The organism is Pseudoruegeria sp. SHC-113 (assembly GCF_025376885.1).
GTDB lineage: Bacteria > Pseudomonadota > Alphaproteobacteria > Rhodobacterales > Rhodobacteraceae > Pseudoruegeria.
In genome coordinates, this window is record NZ_JAHUBR010000001.1 from 845654 (window position 1) to 862160 (window position 16507).

The following is a 16507-nucleotide window of genomic DNA, read 5'->3' on the forward strand; positions in this document are numbered from 1 at the left end:
TCCTCACACAACCCCGACAGGTTAACACGAATGTGCTGAGTCGGGGACTCTTAACGCCTTTATTTCTTGCTTGAGGCGGCGTTTCACGGGGAAGAAGCCGGGAATCTTCCCACGTTATCAGCCGGTGCGGCGATGCCGCTTTACCTGTCATGCCTTGGGGGGTATCACATCATCTATGAGCGAGCAGACAGAAGACAACAACATCGTGCCCAACGAGATCGCCGAGCCGCTGCGCCGCGCCATTGGCGAGCGCTATCTGACATACGCGCTGTCCACCATCATGCACCGGGCGTTGCCCGATGCGAGGGATGGTCTGAAGCCGGTGCACCGCCGGATTCTCTTCGCGATGCGCGAACTGCGGCTCTCCTCTACCGGGGGCTTCCGCAAATCCGCGAAGATTTCAGGCGACGTGATGGGCAACTATCACCCGCACGGTGACGCCGCGATTTACGATGCGATGGCACGTTTGGCGCAGGATTTCGCCGTGCGCTACCCGCTGGTCGATGGCCAGGGCAACTTCGGCAACATCGACGGCGACAACCCGGCCGCCTCGCGTTACACCGAGGCCCGCATGACGGTGGCCGCCGAGGCGCTGCTGGAAGGGCTCAACGAGGACGCCGTCGATTTCCGTGAAAACTACGACGGCACGCTCTCGGAGCCGGAAGTGCTGCCGGCGAGCTTCCCCAACCTTCTGGCCAATGGCGCCAGCGGCATCGCCGTGGGCATGGCCACGAACATCCCGCCGCACAACATCCCCGAACTGGTGGATGCCTGCCTGCACATGATCAAAGTGCCGGACGTGCGTGACGATACGCTTCTGAACTATGTGAAGGGCCCCGACTTCCCCACCGGCGGCGTTTGCGTCGAACCGCCCGAGAGCGTGGCGCAGGCCTATCGCACCGGGCGCGGCTCTTTCCGGCTGCGCTGCCGATGGACAACCGAGGATCTGGGCCGCGGCCAGTGGCAGGTTGTCGTGACCGAGATCCCTTATCAGGTTCAGAAATCCAAGCTGATCGAGAAGATCGCCGAGCTGATCCAGACGAAGAAGATCCCGATCCTCGCCGATGTGCGCGATGAAAGCGCCGACGATATCCGGCTGATCCTTGAGCCCAAGAGCAAGAACGTCGATCCCGAGGTTCTGATGAACACGCTGTTCCGCAACTCCGATCTGGAGGTGCGCTTCAGCCTGAACATGAACGTGCTGATCGACGGGCGCACGCCGAAGGTCTGTTCGCTGAAAGAGGTGCTGCGCGCCTTCCTCGATCACCGCCGCGACGTGCTGGAGCGGCGCAGCCGCCACCGGCTGGGCAAGATCGACCACCGGCTCGAAGTGCTCGACGGCTTGATCATCGCCTTCCTCAATCTGGACCGCGTGATCGACATCATCCGCTACGACGACGACCCCAAGGCCGCGCTGATGGCGGAGAACTGGGAAGAGCCGCGCGGGCGGGTGGCCTATGAATCCGATTACGTCTCGCCGCTGGACATCAAGGCCAAGGGCGGCACCCGGCTCACCGAGGTGCAGGTCGAGGCGATCCTGAACATGCGCCTGCGCTCCCTGCGCCGCCTTGAGGAAATCGAGCTGGTGCGCGAGCGCGATGGCCTGCGCGAGGAGCGCGCGGGCCTGTTGGAACTGCTGGGCAGCGAAGATCTGCAGTGGCAGCGCATCTCCGAGCAGCTGCGCGAAACCAAGCAGCAGTTCGGCAAGGATTACGAAGGCGGCAAGCGCCGCACGCTCTTTGCCGAGGCCGCCGAGGTGGAAGACGTGCCGCTGGAAGCCATGATCGAGCGCGAGCCGATCACCGTGGTCTGCTCCAAGATGGGCTGGATCCGCGCCATGAAGGGCCATATCGGCCCCGACCAGCAGCTCAAGTTCCGCGACGGCGACGAGGGGCGTTTCGTGCTCCACGCCGAAACCACCGATCGCATTCTCGTCTTTGGCAACAACGGGCGCTTCTACACGCTCTCGGCGGCCAACCTGCCCGGCGGGCGGGGCATGGGCGAGCCGCTGCGGCTGATGGTGGATCTGCCCAACGAGACAGAGATCGTCGATCTACTGGTGCTCAAGCCCGAAGAGAAGCTGATCGTGGCCTCCTCGGCCGGTGACGGCTTCATCGTGGCGCAGAAGGACGTTGTCGCGCAGACGCGCTCTGGCAAGCAGGTGCTGAACGTAAAAGGCGAGGATCGCGCTGTGATCTGCAAGCCGGTGGTGGGCGATCACGTGGCGATTGTCAGCCAGAACCGCCGCCTCTTGGTCTTCCCCGTCTCGGAACTGCCCGAAATGGGCCGGGGCAAGGGCGTGCGTCTGCAGAAATACAACATGGCCCGTGGCAAACAGGGCGTGCTGGAACTGGACGGCGGCTTGTCGGACGTGACGACCTTCACCTTCGCAGACGGCCTGAGCTGGACGCGGCAGGGCGGGGGCAACCGCACTGAGCCGGACATGACGAACTGGCTCGGAAAGCGCGCCAGCGTCGGCAAGACGGTGCCCCACGGCTTCCCGCGCGACAACAAGTTCACCTGATCGATGGGGTCGGCGCTGCATACGGAATTTGCCGGGCAGCGCCGCGCTCTCTTCTGGCTCGCGCTGCGCACCGCGCTGCTCACCGTCCTGACCCTCGGCATCTATCGTTTCTGGATGAAAACGCGGCTGCGGCGGTACTACTGGTCCTCCGTGCGCCCCGGCGGCGTACCGCTGGAATATGCGGGCGAGCCGCTGGAGAAGCTGCTGGGCTTCCTCGTGGCTGTTGTGGTGATGGCCTTCTACCTCGGCGTGGTGAACCTCGTGCTGATGTTTGCCTCCTTCTCGCTGCTGAATTCGGCGATGGCGGCTTACGCGATCTCCTTCGCGGGCGTCTTGCCGGTGATCTTCTACGCCAGCTACCGCGCGCGGCGGTATATCCTTGCGCGCACCCGCTGGCGTGGCCTGCGCTTTGGCATGGTGCCCGGCGCTTGGGGGTATGCCTGGCGCTGCATCGCCCATTGGATGGTGACGCTGCTGAGCCTCGGACTGCTGCTGCCGCGCCAGACCTTCTGGCTGGAGAAATACCGCGCCGACCGCACCCGCTACGGCTCCGCCGCGCTGGAGCAGGGCGGCAGCTGGCGCAAGATGTATGGCGCGGCGATGCTGCACGTGCTGATCGGCGTTTTCGCAAGCCTGCTGTTCCTGATCGTCGGCCTCAATGGCGGCGAGCCGGGGGCACTCTGGGGTCTGTGCCTTTCGCTGCCGTGGCTGCTGCTGGGCCTGATCGCCTACCGGGTCGAGACCTTCCGCTACCTGACGAACCACAAGCGCCTTGGGGGTGTTGGCTTTGAGGCGGCCCCCCGCCTGGGCCGCGTCGCCTGGATCACCCTGCGCGGCTGGCTGGGCATCGGGCTTGTGGTGGGCGGGCTCGCCACGCTGGGCGCCGTGGCGATCACATTCGCCGTGCATCCGGGCGGATTTGACGTGGAACTGATGGAAGAGATGGGCATCGAGCCCGGCGAGGCAGAACCGGAAACCGCCGAAGCCCCGGACGCACCAGAACCGCAGGCGCTGCCCGATTGGGTGGTCTTCGCGGCGCTGATCCCGCTCTATTTCGCGGTCTTCACCCTCTACGGCGTGCTGCGCCATATCTTCCTGACGCTGCCTCTGGCCCGTCACTATGCCGAAACGCTCACCCTCACCAATCCAGACGCCCTTGAGGCCATCACCCAGCGCGCGCGCGATCCCTTCGCGGAGGCCGAAGGCTTTGCCGATGCGCTCGATGTCGGGGCGGCTTTCTGATGGGGGTGCGGATTCATGTGGGCGCGGCCCCTGAGCCTTTCACTGGTACGGCCCGCTACGTGGACGCCGAGCGCGCACTTGTGATGCCGGTCGAAATCCTGATCGACGATGAGGCCGCGCCGGGGGTCCTGCAGATCCGCGCGAGCGCGCTGCCGGAGGTGCCGGTGCTGATCGAAACGCCAGACGGGGGCGATCCCGAGCCGCAGCCCGAACCTGTACCGCGCCCCGAACCGGGGTCCGAGATTGCCCGCTGGCCGCTGGCTGAGATCCGCCGTCTGCGCGATCAGGCCGATCCGGCGCTGCTGACCCTCAAGCATCTGGGCGCGGACCGGCTCGAACGGCTCTATATCGACGATGCGGAGGTGATGCAGCGCCTGCTGGTGCGCTGCCCTGCGCCGGAGCGGCCTGAGCGCACGGTAAAGCGCGGGCGCATCGCGCTCTGGGCGCTGGGGGCGGTGGCCTCCGTAGCGCTGATCCTCTTCGTGCTGGTGCCCAACATGGCCAATCAACTGGCCACGCTGCTGCCGCCCGATGGTGAAAGAGCTCTGGGCGCGGCCACGCTGGAGCAGATCCGCGACGCGCTGAGCGATGACCCGCTCGCGCCGGTCGCCTTCTGCGAAAGCCCTGAGGGCGATGCTGCCCTTGCCGCGATGGCTGCGCGCCTCACGGACGGGCTTGAGCTGGCCCAGCCCCTGAGCCTGCATGTGCTGGATGACCCGATGGTCAACGCCTTTGCTCTGCCGGGGGGCTACGTCGTGTTTTTCCGGGGCATGATCGATGCCGCCGACCACCCCGACGAAATCGCCGCCGTGATGGCCCATGAGATCGGCCATGTCGTCTCCCGCGATCCGGCGCGCCACGCGCTGCGCTCGGCGGGCTCCATCGGCGTGCTGGGGCTGCTGTTTGGCGATTTCGCTGGCGGGGCGGTGGTGCTGCTGCTGGCGGAACAGCTGATCTCGGCCAACTATTCACAAGAGGCCGAACGCGCGGCTGATGGCTTCGGGCTGGGGCTCATGGAGGCTGCCGGGCTCGATGCCGAGCAGATGGCGCGGATGTTTGAGCGCCTGCAGGCCGAAGAGCAGGCTGTCACGGGGGACAGCGCCAGCGAAGAGGCGGCCGAAACCGCTGGCCTTTTGCGCTATTTCCTGAGCCATCCGCAGACGAGCGAGCGCATCGCCGCCGTACGCGCGGCCGGGGCAGGAGGCAGCGACGCCACGCCCTCGCTGGATGCGGCGCAATGGCAGGCGCTGCAGGGGATCTGCGGCCCCTCCGAAGCAGATCAGAAATACTGAGCCGCTTTAACGCTTGTGCGCGCGCACCCACACGCCGCCTTCCGGGCGCAGGGTGAGCAGCATCACGGGCTTGGGTTCCTTGCCGTCCACGGGCTCAAACCGGAAACGCGACAGCAAGGTGCCCAGGACAATGACGGTTTCTTGCAGGGCGAACTCCGCGCCGATGCAGATTCTGGGGCCATCACCGAAGGGCAGATAGGAAAACCGGGTGATCGATTTGCGATCCCGGAAGCGTTCCGGTTTGAAACTGTCCGGGTCCTTCCAAAGCCGTCGGTTGCGATGTAAGGCATAGATCGGCAGGACCAACGGATCCCCTTTGCGCACCTCGTGGCCAATGAGCGTATCATCCCCTTTTGCCGACCGTATCAGCAGTGCAAAGGGTGGATAAAGCCGCATGGTTTCCTCGATGATGCAGCGGATGAACGGCATCTTGGCCACGTCATCGATCACCGCTGTGCGCCCGTTCAGGACGGCCCTGGCTTCCTGTGCGGCCTTTTCCTGAACCTCGGGATCAATCGAGCAGAGGTAGATGGCCCAGGCGAGCGTCAGCGCGCTGGTCTCGTGGCCCGCGACAACAAAGGTCAGAAGGTTGTTGCGCAGCTCTTCGGTTGTCATCTTGCGCTTGGTGACAGGATCTTCGCCCGCCAGAAACAGGTCCGTCAGGTCGGGGTTCGGGTTTGGCCCTTCCGCGCGGCGCTTCTCGATGGCGCGGTCCACGATCTTCTGTACTTTGGTCAGGTCGCGGGCGCTGAACAAGCGGGAGGGGCGTGGGATCCAGAATGGCGCTCCCAGCGCATCCAGCAAGGAAACGCGCCCGGTACGCTTGATGAAACTGTCCAGAGCGCGGTGCATCTGCTCGCGGCTCAGACTGTCATCATTGGACAGGGTTACATCGGAGATGATTTCAAAGGTGACCTCGATCATCGGGTCGAGGATGTTGAACGGCTCCCCTTCCGGGATCTGCGCGATCTTCTCGACCGTGCGCGCCGTGGATTCCGTCATGATGGGCGCAAGGCTGGCAACGTTCCGATAGGAGAAAATCGGCGCAGCTGTGCGCCGTTGCCAGAGCCAGTATTGCCCGTGCGCCACGAAGATACTCTCCCCGATGGCCGTGCGCATGATGTTCACGGCGACTTCCGCTTTCGGGTAGTTATCAACGTTGTCCTTCAGGATGCGCTTCAGGGCTTCCGGGTCCATCACCATATGCCAGCGGCGGATGGTTTCGCTCGTCAGCATCGGTTCGTGCACCGCGTTCTGCGGTATCATTTCGACAAGGTTACGGCGGGCGGTTCGTAGGAAGCGAAGCACCCCGGCCACCCCCCAGGGCTTCGTGCGCAGCGGGACTTTGACGGGTTCCATGGGGCAGGCGGTATCCAAATTCGTGAAGTATGGGCGCAGCTTACACCGGCACGCGGCCTGGTGGAACCGGGGCATTGCGTCTCAAGCACGGCTTATGCGGGATGCACCTTCAGCCAGACCCCACCTTCCGGACGCAGGGTGAGAATCATCACCGGTTTCGGATCGCGGCCGGGGATGGCCTCGAACCGGTAGCGCGACAGCAGGGTGGCGAGGATGATCACCGCCTCCTGCAGGGCGAAGCTCGCACCGATGCAGATGCGGGGGCCATCGCCGAAGGGCAGGTAGGCAAACCGGTCGATCGCGCGCGGGTCGGCGAAGCGGTCTGGCCGGAAGGCGTCCGGGTCCTCCCAGAGCAGATGGTTGCGGTGCAGCGCGTAGACCGGGATCATCACCGTGTCGCCCTTGCGCACCTCCCGGTCGCAGAGCGTGTCCGGTGCCAATGCGGTGCGCGACAGGAAGGCCGCCGGCGGGTAGAGGCGGAGGGTCTCGTCGATGATCCGGCGCGTGAGCGGCAGGTTGGGCACATCTTCAGCCGTGGCGGCGCGCCCGTTGAGCACGGCTTGCGCCTCGGCGCGAGCTTCGGCCTGCACCTGCTCATCAAAGGCGCAGAGATACAGCGCCCAGCTCAAGGTAAGCGCGGTTGTCTCGTGCCCGGCGACGATGAAGGTCAGCAGGTTGTCGCGCAACTCCGGCGTGCTCATCTGCCGCTTGGTCTCGGGATCTTCCCCGGCCATCATCAGATCCAGCAAGTCCGGCGCGCCGGGTTTCGGCCGGGATTTGCGGCTTTCGATGGCGCTGTCGGAGACGCGTTTCATCGTCTTCAAAGCCGCCCCGCTCATCACACGGCCCGGGCGCGGCACCCATGTGGGCACGCCCACCACATCCATCAGCGAAAGCTTGGCCGTCTGCGCGATGTAAGCGTCGATGGCCTTATGCACCTCGCTGCGGTCAAAACCTTCGCCGCCGGAGAAGGTCACATCTGAGATCACCTCGAAGGTGGCGGTGACCATTTCCTCGAACAGATCCGCGGCCCGCGTGCCGCCAGACTGGGCAAAAGGCGCTAACCGAGCGCAGGAGCGTTCCGCCGCCGCCGACATGATCGGCGCAAGTCCGGCCACATTGCGGTGGGAAAAAACCGGCGCGGCGGCGCGGCGCTGCCAGTGCCAATGTGCCCCTTCCGCGATGAAAAGGCTGTCGCCTATGGCCGGGCGCAGGATGTTCTTGGTGACGTCGGATTTCGGGTAATCCGCCAGCCTGTCGCGCAGGATGTGCTTCAGGCTCACCGGATCCATCACCATATGCCAGCGCTTGCCGGTGCGCCCGGAGACGATGGGCTGGCGCGTGGCGATTTCGGGGATGATCTCCAGCACGTTGCGCCGGGCCACCTGGAAGGATTGCCAGATGCCCCAGGGCTCCTTGACCAGCGGCACGAAGGCGGGCACGCGGCCCGCCTGCGCGGTGTCAATCGGGGCCGGGGCGGCGGTGCTGATGGGGGCAGACTGTTGCATATCAAGGACCTCCCCCCTCAGTATAGGCGGCGCACCGCGCGGGGCAATTGCCTTGCGGGGCCTGCCTTGCTATCGAAAGCCCCATTGCCCAGCCGGAGACCCCCATGCGCCCCATTCTTTCCCGCCGCACCCTCCTTGCCCTGCTCGCCGCGCCGCTTCTGGCCGCCTGCAGCGTCGGCTCTCCGGAACTGGAGCCGCCCAAGGATCTCGGCGAGTTCCGGCTGGGGCGCTACTTCATCTACGCCGATGACGCGCAGATCGGCCCGCTGTCCAAAAATGTGACGGCGGACGACTGGGAAGACATCATGGCCGATGCGCTGGTGGAGCGGCTGGGGCGTTACCAGGGCGGGCGGGCCTATGACATCGGGATCAATCTGGTGGGCTATGTGGTGGCCGTGCCGGGGGTGCCGGTGGTGGCCTCGCCCAAGTCGGTGGCCATCGTCATGGTGAACATCTGGGACGAAGGCAACAAGCAGAAGCTCAACGCCGAGCCCAAGCAGATCACGGTGCTGGAGAATTTCACAGCCGATGGGGTGATCAGCTCCGGCCTGACCATGTCGAGCCGCGAGCAGATGGAAGAGCTGTCGCGCAACGTGGCGCGCAGCATCGAGAAATGGATCTCGGAAAACCCGGATTGGGTGAACCGCCCCTCGCTGCTGGAAGAAGGTGAACTGCCCTCGCCGCCGCAGCGGATTTTCGACAAGTCCGACGCCCGTGCGGCGGTTTCCTCAAGTGGCGCTTGATTTTTCCTGCGGAGCCCGGTAACGAGCCCGCGATGCAGACTCGGGCCCCATCTGGCCCCCCAAAACACGAGGCGCCGCGACTATGGCAAAGGAAAAGTTTGAGCGTACGAAACCGCACGTCAACATCGGCACCATTGGCCACGTTGACCACGGCAAGACGACGCTGACCGCAGCGATCACCAAGCAATTCGGTGACTTCAAAGCCTACGACGAGATCGACGGCGCCCCGGAAGAGAAAGCCCGCGGCATCACCATCTCCACGGCGCACGTTGAGTACGAGACGGACGCCCGTCACTACGCCCACGTGGACTGCCCCGGCCACGCCGACTACGTGAAGAACATGATCACCGGTGCTGCCCAGATGGACGGCGCGATCCTGGTTGTGAACGCTGCTGACGGCCCGATGCCGCAGACCCGCGAGCACATCCTGCTGGGCCGTCAGGTTGGCATCCCGAAGATGGTCGTGTTCATGAACAAAGTGGACCAGGTGGACGACGAGGAACTGCTCGAGCTGGTGGAAATGGAAATCCGCGAGCTGCTGTCTTCCTACGACTACCCGGGCGACGATATCCCGATCGTGGCAGGCTCCGCCCTGGCCGCTCTGGAAGGCCGTGACGACAACATCGGTTCCGAGAAGATCGCCGAGCTGATGCAGGCCGTCGACGACTACATCGACACGCCCGAGCGCGCAGTGGATCAGCCGTTCCTGATGCCGATCGAAGACGTGTTCTCGATCTCCGGCCGCGGCACCGTTGTGACCGGTCGTGTTGAGCGCGGCGTGATCAACGTGGGCGACAGCATCGAGATCGTGGGCATCAAGGACACGCAAACGACGACCTGTACCGGCGTTGAAATGTTCCGCAAGCTGCTGGATCGCGGTGAAGCCGGCGACAACATCGGCGCCCTGCTGCGCGGCATCGACCGTGAAGCCGTCGAGCGTGGCCAGGTTCTGTGTAAGCCGGGCTCCGTGACCCCGCACACGAAGTTCGAAGCCGAAGCCTACATCCTGACGAAGGAAGAAGGCGGCCGTCACACCCCGTTCTTCGCCAACTACCGCCCGCAGTTCTACTTCCGCACGACGGATGTGACCGGCACGGTGACGCTGGCCGAAGGCACCGAGATGGTGATGCCGGGCGACAACATCTCCTTCACCGTTGAGCTGATCGCCCCGATCGCCATGGAAGACGGTCTGCGCTTCGCCATCCGCGAAGGCGGCCGCACCGTCGGCGCTGGCGTTGTGTCCAAGATCCTCGCGTAAGCGAGATCTGACGCTCCAATAGAAAAGGGCCGCTCTTCGGAGCGGCCCTTTTTGCATGCCTGCGCGCTTGTTGTGGGCAAAAAAAGAGGGGGCTCTGCCCCCGCCACGCCTCGCGGCGTGCCTCCCCCGAGATATTTACAGAACAAAGTGGGGCCCCATCTTCTGACCCGAAGTATCCCGGGGGTGCGGGGGCTGGCCCCCGCTTGAAACGGCGTGCGGGGTGCAAGCCCCGCGGGTTTGCTAGAGGAGCGGGGTGCTATGTCCGCAGGCGGTATCGGCGCGGGCGCAGAGGGCGGTGAGCTGGGTTTCCAGGGCAAGGCGCAGGGCTTCGGTTTCAGTTTCCGTCGGTTTCTTGGGCATATCCTCAGCGAAGCGTTCGCAGAGGATCACGCCGGAGGTCCAGGGCAGGGGGACGAAAAGGCGATCCCAGGTGCCGAGCCGAAAGCCGCGGCGCGCGGAGAAGGCGGTGAGGTAGATCGGGCGGCCTGTGAGCCTTGCCCAGGCCAGCGGCACTGTTTTGGCCACGCCGCTGGGGCCGGAGGGGCCGTCCACAGCGAAGCCCACCGACACGCCCTCGCGCATTTTTCCGACGATGGCGCGGGAGAGCGCCACATGGCTTTGCTTGCGGGGCAGGGGCACTGTCTGAAAACCGAATTCCTCCTGCACCAGACCGGCGAGTTTGCCGGCTTTGGCGGCGGAGGTGATCGAGCAGATGTCGCCTTCTTCGCGGGGCGGGAACATGAAGGGCGAGAGCATCAGGCGCTGGTGCATGAGCCCCATGATCACCGGACGCCCGGCGCGGATTTCGGCGCTGATCTCCTCCATGCCCTCACAGCTGTAAGTGCTGGTGCGATAGGCGAAGCGGATATAGGCCGCGAAGCGGCGGGCGAGGAAGCGGTTCAGCCGGGGGCTGTTGCTCAAGCGTTTGCGTAGCTTCACGGGGTGTCCTTTCCTTGCGCGAGGGTTAGCGCTGCCCGCGCGTCGGATCAACTCCTTCTCCCATCTGGCGCAACAGGGCTTCGGTGGCCGCGTCCTCCGGGATCAGCAGTTCGATGTCAAACCCCTCCACCATCTCGTCCTGCACGGTGGCGAGTTGGCCCAGTAGTGAGGTGATCCGCAGGCTCGCCCCCCCGGGCGGCCGGATCACGACGGGGATATAGACAGGCACCGTCCGCCCGTCTGTCAGCAGCGCCTCGACATGGGCAAAGAGGCCGCGAGCGCGGGCATCGTCAAAGATTGCCGCCACCGTGGCGTCCCGCGCGGCGGCGGATTGCAGGCGGAAGAACAGGGCGGCGCTGGCGTCTTCCCAGTTTTCGATGAGCCCCATAAAACCAGGCGACAGCATGACGGCCAGCAGGTTGTCCGGGCTGTTGGTGGGCTCCGTGCCGGGCAGGAAGGCGCCGAACAGGTGCTGCGCCATCGCGTTGCGGCGCAGGATGTTCCAGCTTTTGTCCAGCAGGAAGGCCGGGAAGGGCCAGTTGCCCAGCACGCGGTGTTCGATCATGTCCAGCGTTGCCGTGACATCGCGCGAGTCCAGCTCGCGCATCCGGTAGGGGTTCGCATAGCCCGAAGCGGCAAACAGGCTCGCCCGCTGGCCGGGGCTCAGGCGCAGCTCCGCGCAGAGCCGCACCAGAAAGCTGCGCGAGGGCTGGGCGCGGCCGGTTTCCAGAAAGGAGATGTGGCGTTGCGTGGAGGCCAGTTCCAGCGCCAGCGCCGCTTGCGACAGCCCCAGCGCGCTGCGCACCGATTTGAGGACGGGCCCGAAGGCGGTTTGCTCCATCTCATTCCCTCCGAAGGAATTGCCACCATTCCCAGTGGGCCATAGGCTCCGCGCCAAGGCAACCCGCCTCTGCAGGACAGGAAAGGACACCCCATGATGCAGCATTGGATACTCGCCGCGCTCGCGCTTTACCTGGCCGGGATTTATCTCTGCTCGGCGCTTCTGATTCCGGGTTATGGGATCTCGGCCTATCTCGGTTCGCGCGACAGTGAGCCTGCGCCCGCGCCGGTTCTGGCCCGGGCGCGGCGGGCCTCGCGCAATTTTCAGGAGAACCTACCTGTGTTCCTTGCGCTGGCGCTGTTGGCGATGATTCTGCCGGAGGCGAAGATGGGGCAGGCGCTGCTCGGCGCGCAGATCTTCGTTCTGGCGCGCATTGTCTATCTTCCGCTCTATCTGGCTGCGGTGCCGGTGCTGCGCTCGGCCGTGTTCACGGTGGGGTTTGGCGGGCTTGTTCTGATGGCTTTGGCCGTTCTTTGAAACGGCTTCAAGCCCATGCCCGCCTGCCGCCAGACCCTCGCGCAGCGGGCGGCTTCTTTTTTTGCGAAGTGCTCTTGATTCCCCCGTACAGGCGTCGTAATCCAGCGCACGGCCTAGGGGTTTAGCTCAGTTGGTAGAGCATCGGTCTCCAAAACCGAGGGTCGTGGGTTCGAGTCCCTCAGCCCCTGCCAGGCCGCCCAAGGGCGGGCTGGTTCCGCCGAGAAACCGCGCGCATCCCGCGACAGGCGATGCGCCAACGGGGATCGAGCGAGATCGTGCCAGACAGCCTGAACGTCTTCCTGCACATCGGCGCCCACAAGACGGCCACCACCCATTTCCAGAAGCTGCTGGACCGCAACGCCGAGCGCCTTGCCGCGGCTTCCGTGCGCTATGTGGGGCCCAGCACGATCCGCCCCACGGGGCTGAGCCTGCGCCAGATTCTGGGACTTGAGACCGGCAGCCGGCCGGGCGCGGCGCTGCCCGTGCTGGAAGATCTGGCTCAAGGCGCGCGGACGGTGATCCTGTCGGAAGAAAACCTGCTCGGACCGATGTTTCAGGGCGACACCGCACAGCTGTTTCCGCTCTATCCCAAGGCCGATCTGCGGGTCGAACGGATCGTCCGCGGGCTTTCGGGATGCAACCTGCGCCTGATGCTGTCGGTGCGCGAGCCGTCGTCCTATCTGGTCTCAGCCTACAGCCAGGCCATGTTGCGCGCGCGCTATGGCCGCTTCGTGGATTTCGTCGGCGGCGCACAGCCAGAACAGATCCAATGGTCCAATCTTGTGCGGCGGTTGAGCCTGATCAAGGGCGCTCAGGAGCTGATCCTCTGGCGCTACGAGGAGTACGGAGCACTTCTGCCGCAGATCCTTGGCGAAGCCATCCCGGAGGGCGTCGTGGCCGCGCTGGACCACCCCGAGGGGCTGGCCCATCAGGGGCTGTCGCGCACCGCCGTGGCGGTGACACAGGCCTGGGCCGAAGACGAACCGAAGGACAAGGGGCTGGCCAAACGTGCGCGCGAGGCCTTCCCGGTGAGCAAGGCGCATCCGGGGTTCGATCCCTGGCCAGACACCATCAAGGAGGCCAGCCGGGCCGCCTATGAGGCTGATATCGCCACGGCTGCGGCCCTGCCCGGTGTCCGGCTCCTGCAGCCTTACGCCTGAGCGGGGCGCCGCTGCTGCACCGCCTGACGCGCTATTGACTTGAAAACCGCCGCCAGAGCCCGTATCTGCAGGGCGTTTCCGGATAAAGGCAGACGATAGAATGGCAACCAAGACGAATCCGCTTCAGTTCATCCAGCAGGTGCGGGGCGAAGTCTCCAAGGTGGTATGGCCCACCCGCCGCGAGGTGATCCTGACCACCGTGATGGTCTTCATCATGGCGACGCTGACGGCGATCTTCTTCTTCTTTGTTGATCTGCTGATCCGCACCGGGCTGACCGGCCTTCTCGGGATGTTCGGCTAAGGCCGAATGCAAGGCCTGCCGGTGCTTGTCATTTCAGCAGGCAGGCTGTAGGTAGCCCAGACTTCCCCAATCCGGCGTGCTTCGAATCGAGTCGCACGCCGATTTATATTGCGGAACCAAGAGTTGAATTTCCGGGCAAAGCCCCGGGCGATGCGAGGACGAAGGCAGATGGCAAAGCGGTGGTATTCGGTGAGCGTGCTCTCGAACTTCGAGAAGAAGATCGCTGAGCAGATCAAACACGCCGTCGAGGAAGCCGGCCTCGAGGAAGAGATCGAAGAAGTTCTGGTGCCGACCGAAGAGGTCATCGAAGTGCGCCGGGGCAAGAAGGTCTCGACCGAGCGCCGCTTCATGCCGGGCTACGTGCTTGTGCGCATGGAAATGACGGATGCGGGCTACCACCTGATCACCTCGATCAACCGCGTCACCGGGTTCCTTGGTCCGCAAGGCCGCCCGATGCCGATGCGCGATGCCGAGGTGAACCAGATCCTCAACCGCGTCGAGGAAAACCAGGAAGCGCCGCGCACGCTGATCCGTTTCGAGGTCGGCGAGAAGGTGAATGTGAACGACGGCCCCTTCGAGGGCTTCGAAGGCATGGTGGAAGAGGTGGACGACGACAACCAGCGCCTGAAGGTGACGGTGTCGATTTTCGGCCGCGCAACCCCCGTCGAACTGGAATACACGCAGGTTTCCAAAGGGGCCTGATCCCCGGACGGTGGATCACCAGACAGTTTCAAAAAGCGCCCCGGTTCAAGGGGCGCTTTTTTCGTTCAGGCGGGTGGATCACGCCTCAGCCATGCGCATGGACAACGCTGAGGGCATGTGCGGCTGCGGCCAGTGCAAAGGAGCCATCCTTGTCTTCGGGCAATAGCCCGGCATCGCGCTGGGGCAGCGAGCCGACCTGCAGAAGCCGCCCTTCCAGAACCGTCCCCCAGACTTCAATATCCTTGATGGCCATGGGCTCCACCGTAAGCGGGTTTTCGGAAACCACGGTGAAATTGGCCCGTTTGCCTGTCTCGATGCTGCCGAGCGCGTGGTCCAGCCGGTGGGAAAACGCAGCGTCCAGCGTGACGCTCTTCAAAGCCATCTCCGCCGTCACCCGTTGCTCCGGGCCAGCGATGCGGCCCGAGCTGGTGACGCGGTTCACCGCGCACCACATCAGAAACAGCGGATCGCAAGGAGCCATCGGCATGTCTGAGTGGAGCGAGAAGGACACGCCCGCGCGGCCCACATCTCCCAGCCGGACCATCGAGTCCGCCCGCTCCGGGCCGAGGCCCACCTTGCTGTATTGATCGGCAAGGGCGCGCACGTAGTAGGGGTTCGCGCTCACGATGGCCCCGAGCGCGCGGATCCACGCGACCTGATCTTCCGCGCTGACACCGAAGTGGACGATGACCGTCCGGTGATCAAAGCGCGGCGTGCGGCGCTGGTTGGCTTCCAGATTTTCAAGCACGCGATCAAGGCCCGCATCGCCGTTGACGTGGATATGGATCTGATAGCCCGCCTCCCAGTACAGCCGGAACGCGCGCTCGAAGAGGTCGGCGTCCATCATCCAGTCGCCTTCATGGCCGTCGAGATAAGGCTCGCGCACCTGCATCGCGAGCGAGTAGATCGCGCCATCCGCAAAGAGCTTGATGCTGCCTTCGGCCAGCGCGGTGAAGCCGTCGTACCAATCGTGCAGTGCCTCGGTTTCGGCAATGACCTCTGCGTCATCCTCCGATTTGGCCACGAGGCTCTTGCCGTCGGCGATGAAATCCCAGCGGAAGGGCATGTCGGACGAGGACATGACGGAGTTCACGATATCCTGCACTGGTTTTGCGAGGATGCCGCCGGGCTCATTGCCGTGGGTGATGCCCTTGGCGTGCATGTAATCACGCATGGTGTGCAGCCCGGCGACGAATTTCTCCGGCCGGATCACCAGAGAGGCGATGCTGGGCAGCACGGCAAAGAGCCCCTGTTCCCAGAAATGGCCGTCTTCGAAACTGGATTGGCTTTGCGCGGAGTCGCTCCAGCTCTGCATCAGCGCTTCGGTGACGCCACCTGCCTCCATCGCGGCGGTGTTGAGGATGAACTCGTGGCAGGAGCGGGCCCAGGCGAAGATCGGGCGCGTGGTGCTGACCGTGTCCAGATCCGCGCGTGTGAGGGGCCCGTAGAAGGCCGCGTGGTAGCCCCATGTGAGCAGGGGCTCGTCGGGATCGTCCATGGCGTCATGGGCCTGTGTGAGCCGTGTCAGGAAATCGTCCTTGTCCGTCACGGCGCGCACGGTGCCCGTGGGCAGCGCCCAATCCTCGATGGCCAGAATTTCTGAGGACATCGTAAGCCCCGCGAGCACAGGGTGATCGTGCTGTGCGATGAAACCGGGCAGGATCACGAGATCTTCAAACGTGGTGTCGATGTCGAAGGGTTGCGTGCCGAGGGCGGCTGTCACCTCGTCCAATGACCCCGCGCCAAGGATCCGCCCGCCGATCACGGCCACGGCTTGGGCCGTTGGGCGGTCCGGGTCGAGCGTGACGATCTCGCGCGCGGTGTAGACGGTCGCGCGGTCTGCGGGCTGAAGCGAGGTGCCGATGTCGCTCAGGCTGCCTTCCTGCGCGAAGGCGCGCGCAACGCCGGACAGGGACGTGGCCCCCAGCAGGGCGGCGCGCAGGAGCATGCGCCGATCAATGGGCTTCATGGGAAATCTCCTTTTTGAAATCCTCCCCACTATCCGGAGGCGGTCCGGACGCGTCAATTTTTTAAAGCTTTCGGCAGGGCCTTGCATTCAGGGCCGCTTACGCGTAGTGCGTGCCGATCACCTCGTATGGGGTGATTCATACGTGGGAGGCGGCGCGCACGCGTGCGGGCACCTGACCACGGGCAAACCTGA

At 64.7% G+C, this 16507-nt stretch carries 14 protein-coding genes and 1 tRNA gene; 10 read left to right on the top strand and 5 right to left on the bottom strand.

Annotated elements, in window-relative coordinates:
- Nucleotides 1-175 precede the first annotated feature (175 nt).
- Genes KVX96_RS04250 through KVX96_RS04260 form a run of 3 tightly spaced genes read left to right on the top strand, consistent with a single transcriptional unit; the run spans nt 176 to nt 5058 of the window.
- Nucleotides 176-2524: a DNA topoisomerase IV subunit A gene (locus tag KVX96_RS04250; protein WP_261193024.1), complete on the top strand. Its 2349-nt coding sequence runs from the start codon at nt 176-178 to the stop codon at nt 2522-2524.
- A gap of 3 nt (nt 2525-2527) precedes the next feature.
- On the top strand, nt 2528-3766 hold the full coding sequence (locus tag KVX96_RS04255) for a YjgN family protein (protein ID WP_261193025.1): 1239 nt from the start codon (nt 2528-2530) through the stop codon (nt 3764-3766).
- Nucleotides 3766-5058, top strand: a complete 1293-nt coding sequence (locus KVX96_RS04260; RefSeq protein ID WP_261193026.1) for a M48 family metallopeptidase — start codon at nt 3766-3768, stop codon at nt 5056-5058. The genes KVX96_RS04255 and KVX96_RS04260 overlap by 1 nt, the downstream gene beginning before the upstream one ends.
- Before the next feature lie 6 nt (nt 5059-5064).
- On the opposite strand, the gene KVX96_RS04265 is transcribed toward KVX96_RS04260, so the two are convergent.
- Nucleotides 5065-6324, bottom strand: coding sequence for a cytochrome P450 (locus KVX96_RS04265; protein WP_314733088.1), 1260 nt, complete (start codon nt 6322-6324; stop codon nt 5065-5067).
- A gap of 185 nt (nt 6325-6509) precedes the next feature.
- On the bottom strand, nt 6510-7925 hold the full coding sequence (locus tag KVX96_RS04270) for a cytochrome P450 (protein WP_261193030.1): 1416 nt from the start codon (nt 7923-7925) through the stop codon (nt 6510-6512).
- A 104-nt stretch (nt 7926-8029) separates the two neighbouring features.
- Between KVX96_RS04270 and KVX96_RS04275 the strand changes: the two genes are divergently transcribed.
- Both KVX96_RS04275 and tuf read left to right on the top strand, forming a co-directional pair.
- Nucleotides 8030-8668 (top strand): hypothetical protein, encoded by a 639-nt coding sequence (locus KVX96_RS04275; protein ID WP_261193031.1) that lies wholly within the window; start codon nt 8030-8032, stop codon nt 8666-8668.
- An 82-nt stretch (nt 8669-8750) separates the two neighbouring features.
- A complete protein-coding gene (gene tuf / locus KVX96_RS04280) occupies nt 8751-9926 on the top strand; it encodes an elongation factor Tu (protein ID WP_261193032.1) in 1176 nt (391 codons plus the stop codon).
- Between the two features lie 240 nt (nt 9927-10166).
- Here tuf and KVX96_RS04285 read toward each other — a convergent pair whose 3' ends face one another.
- Together KVX96_RS04285 and KVX96_RS04290 are read right to left on the bottom strand one after the other, a co-directional pair.
- Complete coding sequence (locus KVX96_RS04285) at nt 10167-10847, bottom strand: lysophospholipid acyltransferase family protein (RefSeq protein ID WP_261193033.1); 681 nt, start codon at nt 10845-10847, stop codon at nt 10167-10169.
- Nucleotides 10848-10890: 43 nt separating this feature from the next.
- Nucleotides 10891-11706: a helix-turn-helix domain-containing protein gene (locus tag KVX96_RS04290; protein ID WP_261193034.1), complete on the bottom strand. Its 816-nt coding sequence runs from the start codon at nt 11704-11706 to the stop codon at nt 10891-10893.
- A 93-nt stretch (nt 11707-11799) separates the two neighbouring features.
- Between KVX96_RS04290 and KVX96_RS04295 the strand changes: the two genes are divergently transcribed.
- The 5 genes from KVX96_RS04295 (at nt 11800) to nusG (ending at nt 14346) form a co-directional block, all read left to right on the top strand.
- The gene (locus tag KVX96_RS04295) at nt 11800-12183 is read left to right on the top strand and encodes an MAPEG family protein (RefSeq protein ID WP_261193035.1); all 384 of its coding nucleotides are present in this window, start codon (nt 11800-11802) and stop codon (nt 12181-12183) included.
- Between the two features lie 115 nt (nt 12184-12298).
- Nucleotides 12299-12374: transfer RNA gene (locus KVX96_RS04300), tRNA-Trp, on the top strand.
- 57 nt (nt 12375-12431) lie between these two features.
- Nucleotides 12432-13343 (top strand): hypothetical protein, encoded by a 912-nt coding sequence (locus KVX96_RS04305; protein ID WP_261193036.1) that lies wholly within the window; start codon nt 12432-12434, stop codon nt 13341-13343.
- A gap of 100 nt (nt 13344-13443) precedes the next feature.
- Nucleotides 13444-13644 carry a preprotein translocase subunit SecE gene (gene secE / locus KVX96_RS04310; protein ID WP_261193037.1) on the top strand — a complete coding sequence of 67 codons (201 nt, stop codon included), beginning with the start codon at nt 13444-13446 and terminating at the stop codon, nt 13642-13644.
- Between the two features lie 168 nt (nt 13645-13812).
- Nucleotides 13813-14346 (top strand): transcription termination/antitermination protein NusG, encoded by a 534-nt coding sequence (gene nusG / locus KVX96_RS04315; protein ID WP_261193038.1) that lies wholly within the window; start codon nt 13813-13815, stop codon nt 14344-14346.
- Between the two features lie 85 nt (nt 14347-14431).
- Here nusG and KVX96_RS04320 read toward each other — a convergent pair whose 3' ends face one another.
- A complete protein-coding gene (locus KVX96_RS04320) occupies nt 14432-16315 on the bottom strand; it encodes an amidohydrolase (protein WP_261193039.1) in 1884 nt (627 codons plus the stop codon).
- Nucleotides 16316-16507 lie beyond the last annotated feature (192 nt).

Coding starts and splice junctions, on each gene's coding strand:
- KVX96_RS04250 (WP_261193024.1), top strand. CDS start 176: ATGAGCGAGCAGACAGAAGACAACAACATCGTGCCCAACGAGATCGCC.
- KVX96_RS04255 (WP_261193025.1), top strand. CDS start 2,528: ATGGGGTCGGCGCTGCATACGGAATTTGCCGGGCAGCGCCGCGCTCTC.
- KVX96_RS04260 (WP_261193026.1), top strand. CDS start 3,766: ATGGGGGTGCGGATTCATGTGGGCGCGGCCCCTGAGCCTTTCACTGGT.
- KVX96_RS04265 (WP_314733088.1), bottom strand. CDS start 6,324: ATGATACCGCAGAACGCGGTGCACGAACCGATGCTGACGAGCGAAACC.
- KVX96_RS04270 (WP_261193030.1), bottom strand. CDS start 7,925: ATGCAACAGTCTGCCCCCATCAGCACCGCCGCCCCGGCCCCGATTGAC.
- KVX96_RS04275 (WP_261193031.1), top strand. CDS start 8,030: ATGCGCCCCATTCTTTCCCGCCGCACCCTCCTTGCCCTGCTCGCCGCG.
- tuf (WP_261193032.1), top strand. CDS start 8,751: ATGGCAAAGGAAAAGTTTGAGCGTACGAAACCGCACGTCAACATCGGC.
- KVX96_RS04290 (WP_261193034.1), bottom strand. CDS start 11,706: ATGGAGCAAACCGCCTTCGGGCCCGTCCTCAAATCGGTGCGCAGCGCG.
- KVX96_RS04295 (WP_261193035.1), top strand. CDS start 11,800: ATGATGCAGCATTGGATACTCGCCGCGCTCGCGCTTTACCTGGCCGGG.
- KVX96_RS04305 (WP_261193036.1), top strand. CDS start 12,432: ATGCGCCAACGGGGATCGAGCGAGATCGTGCCAGACAGCCTGAACGTC.
- secE (WP_261193037.1), top strand. CDS start 13,444: ATGGCAACCAAGACGAATCCGCTTCAGTTCATCCAGCAGGTGCGGGGC.
- nusG (WP_261193038.1), top strand. CDS start 13,813: ATGGCAAAGCGGTGGTATTCGGTGAGCGTGCTCTCGAACTTCGAGAAG.
- KVX96_RS04320 (WP_261193039.1), bottom strand. CDS start 16,315: ATGAAGCCCATTGATCGGCGCATGCTCCTGCGCGCCGCCCTGCTGGGG.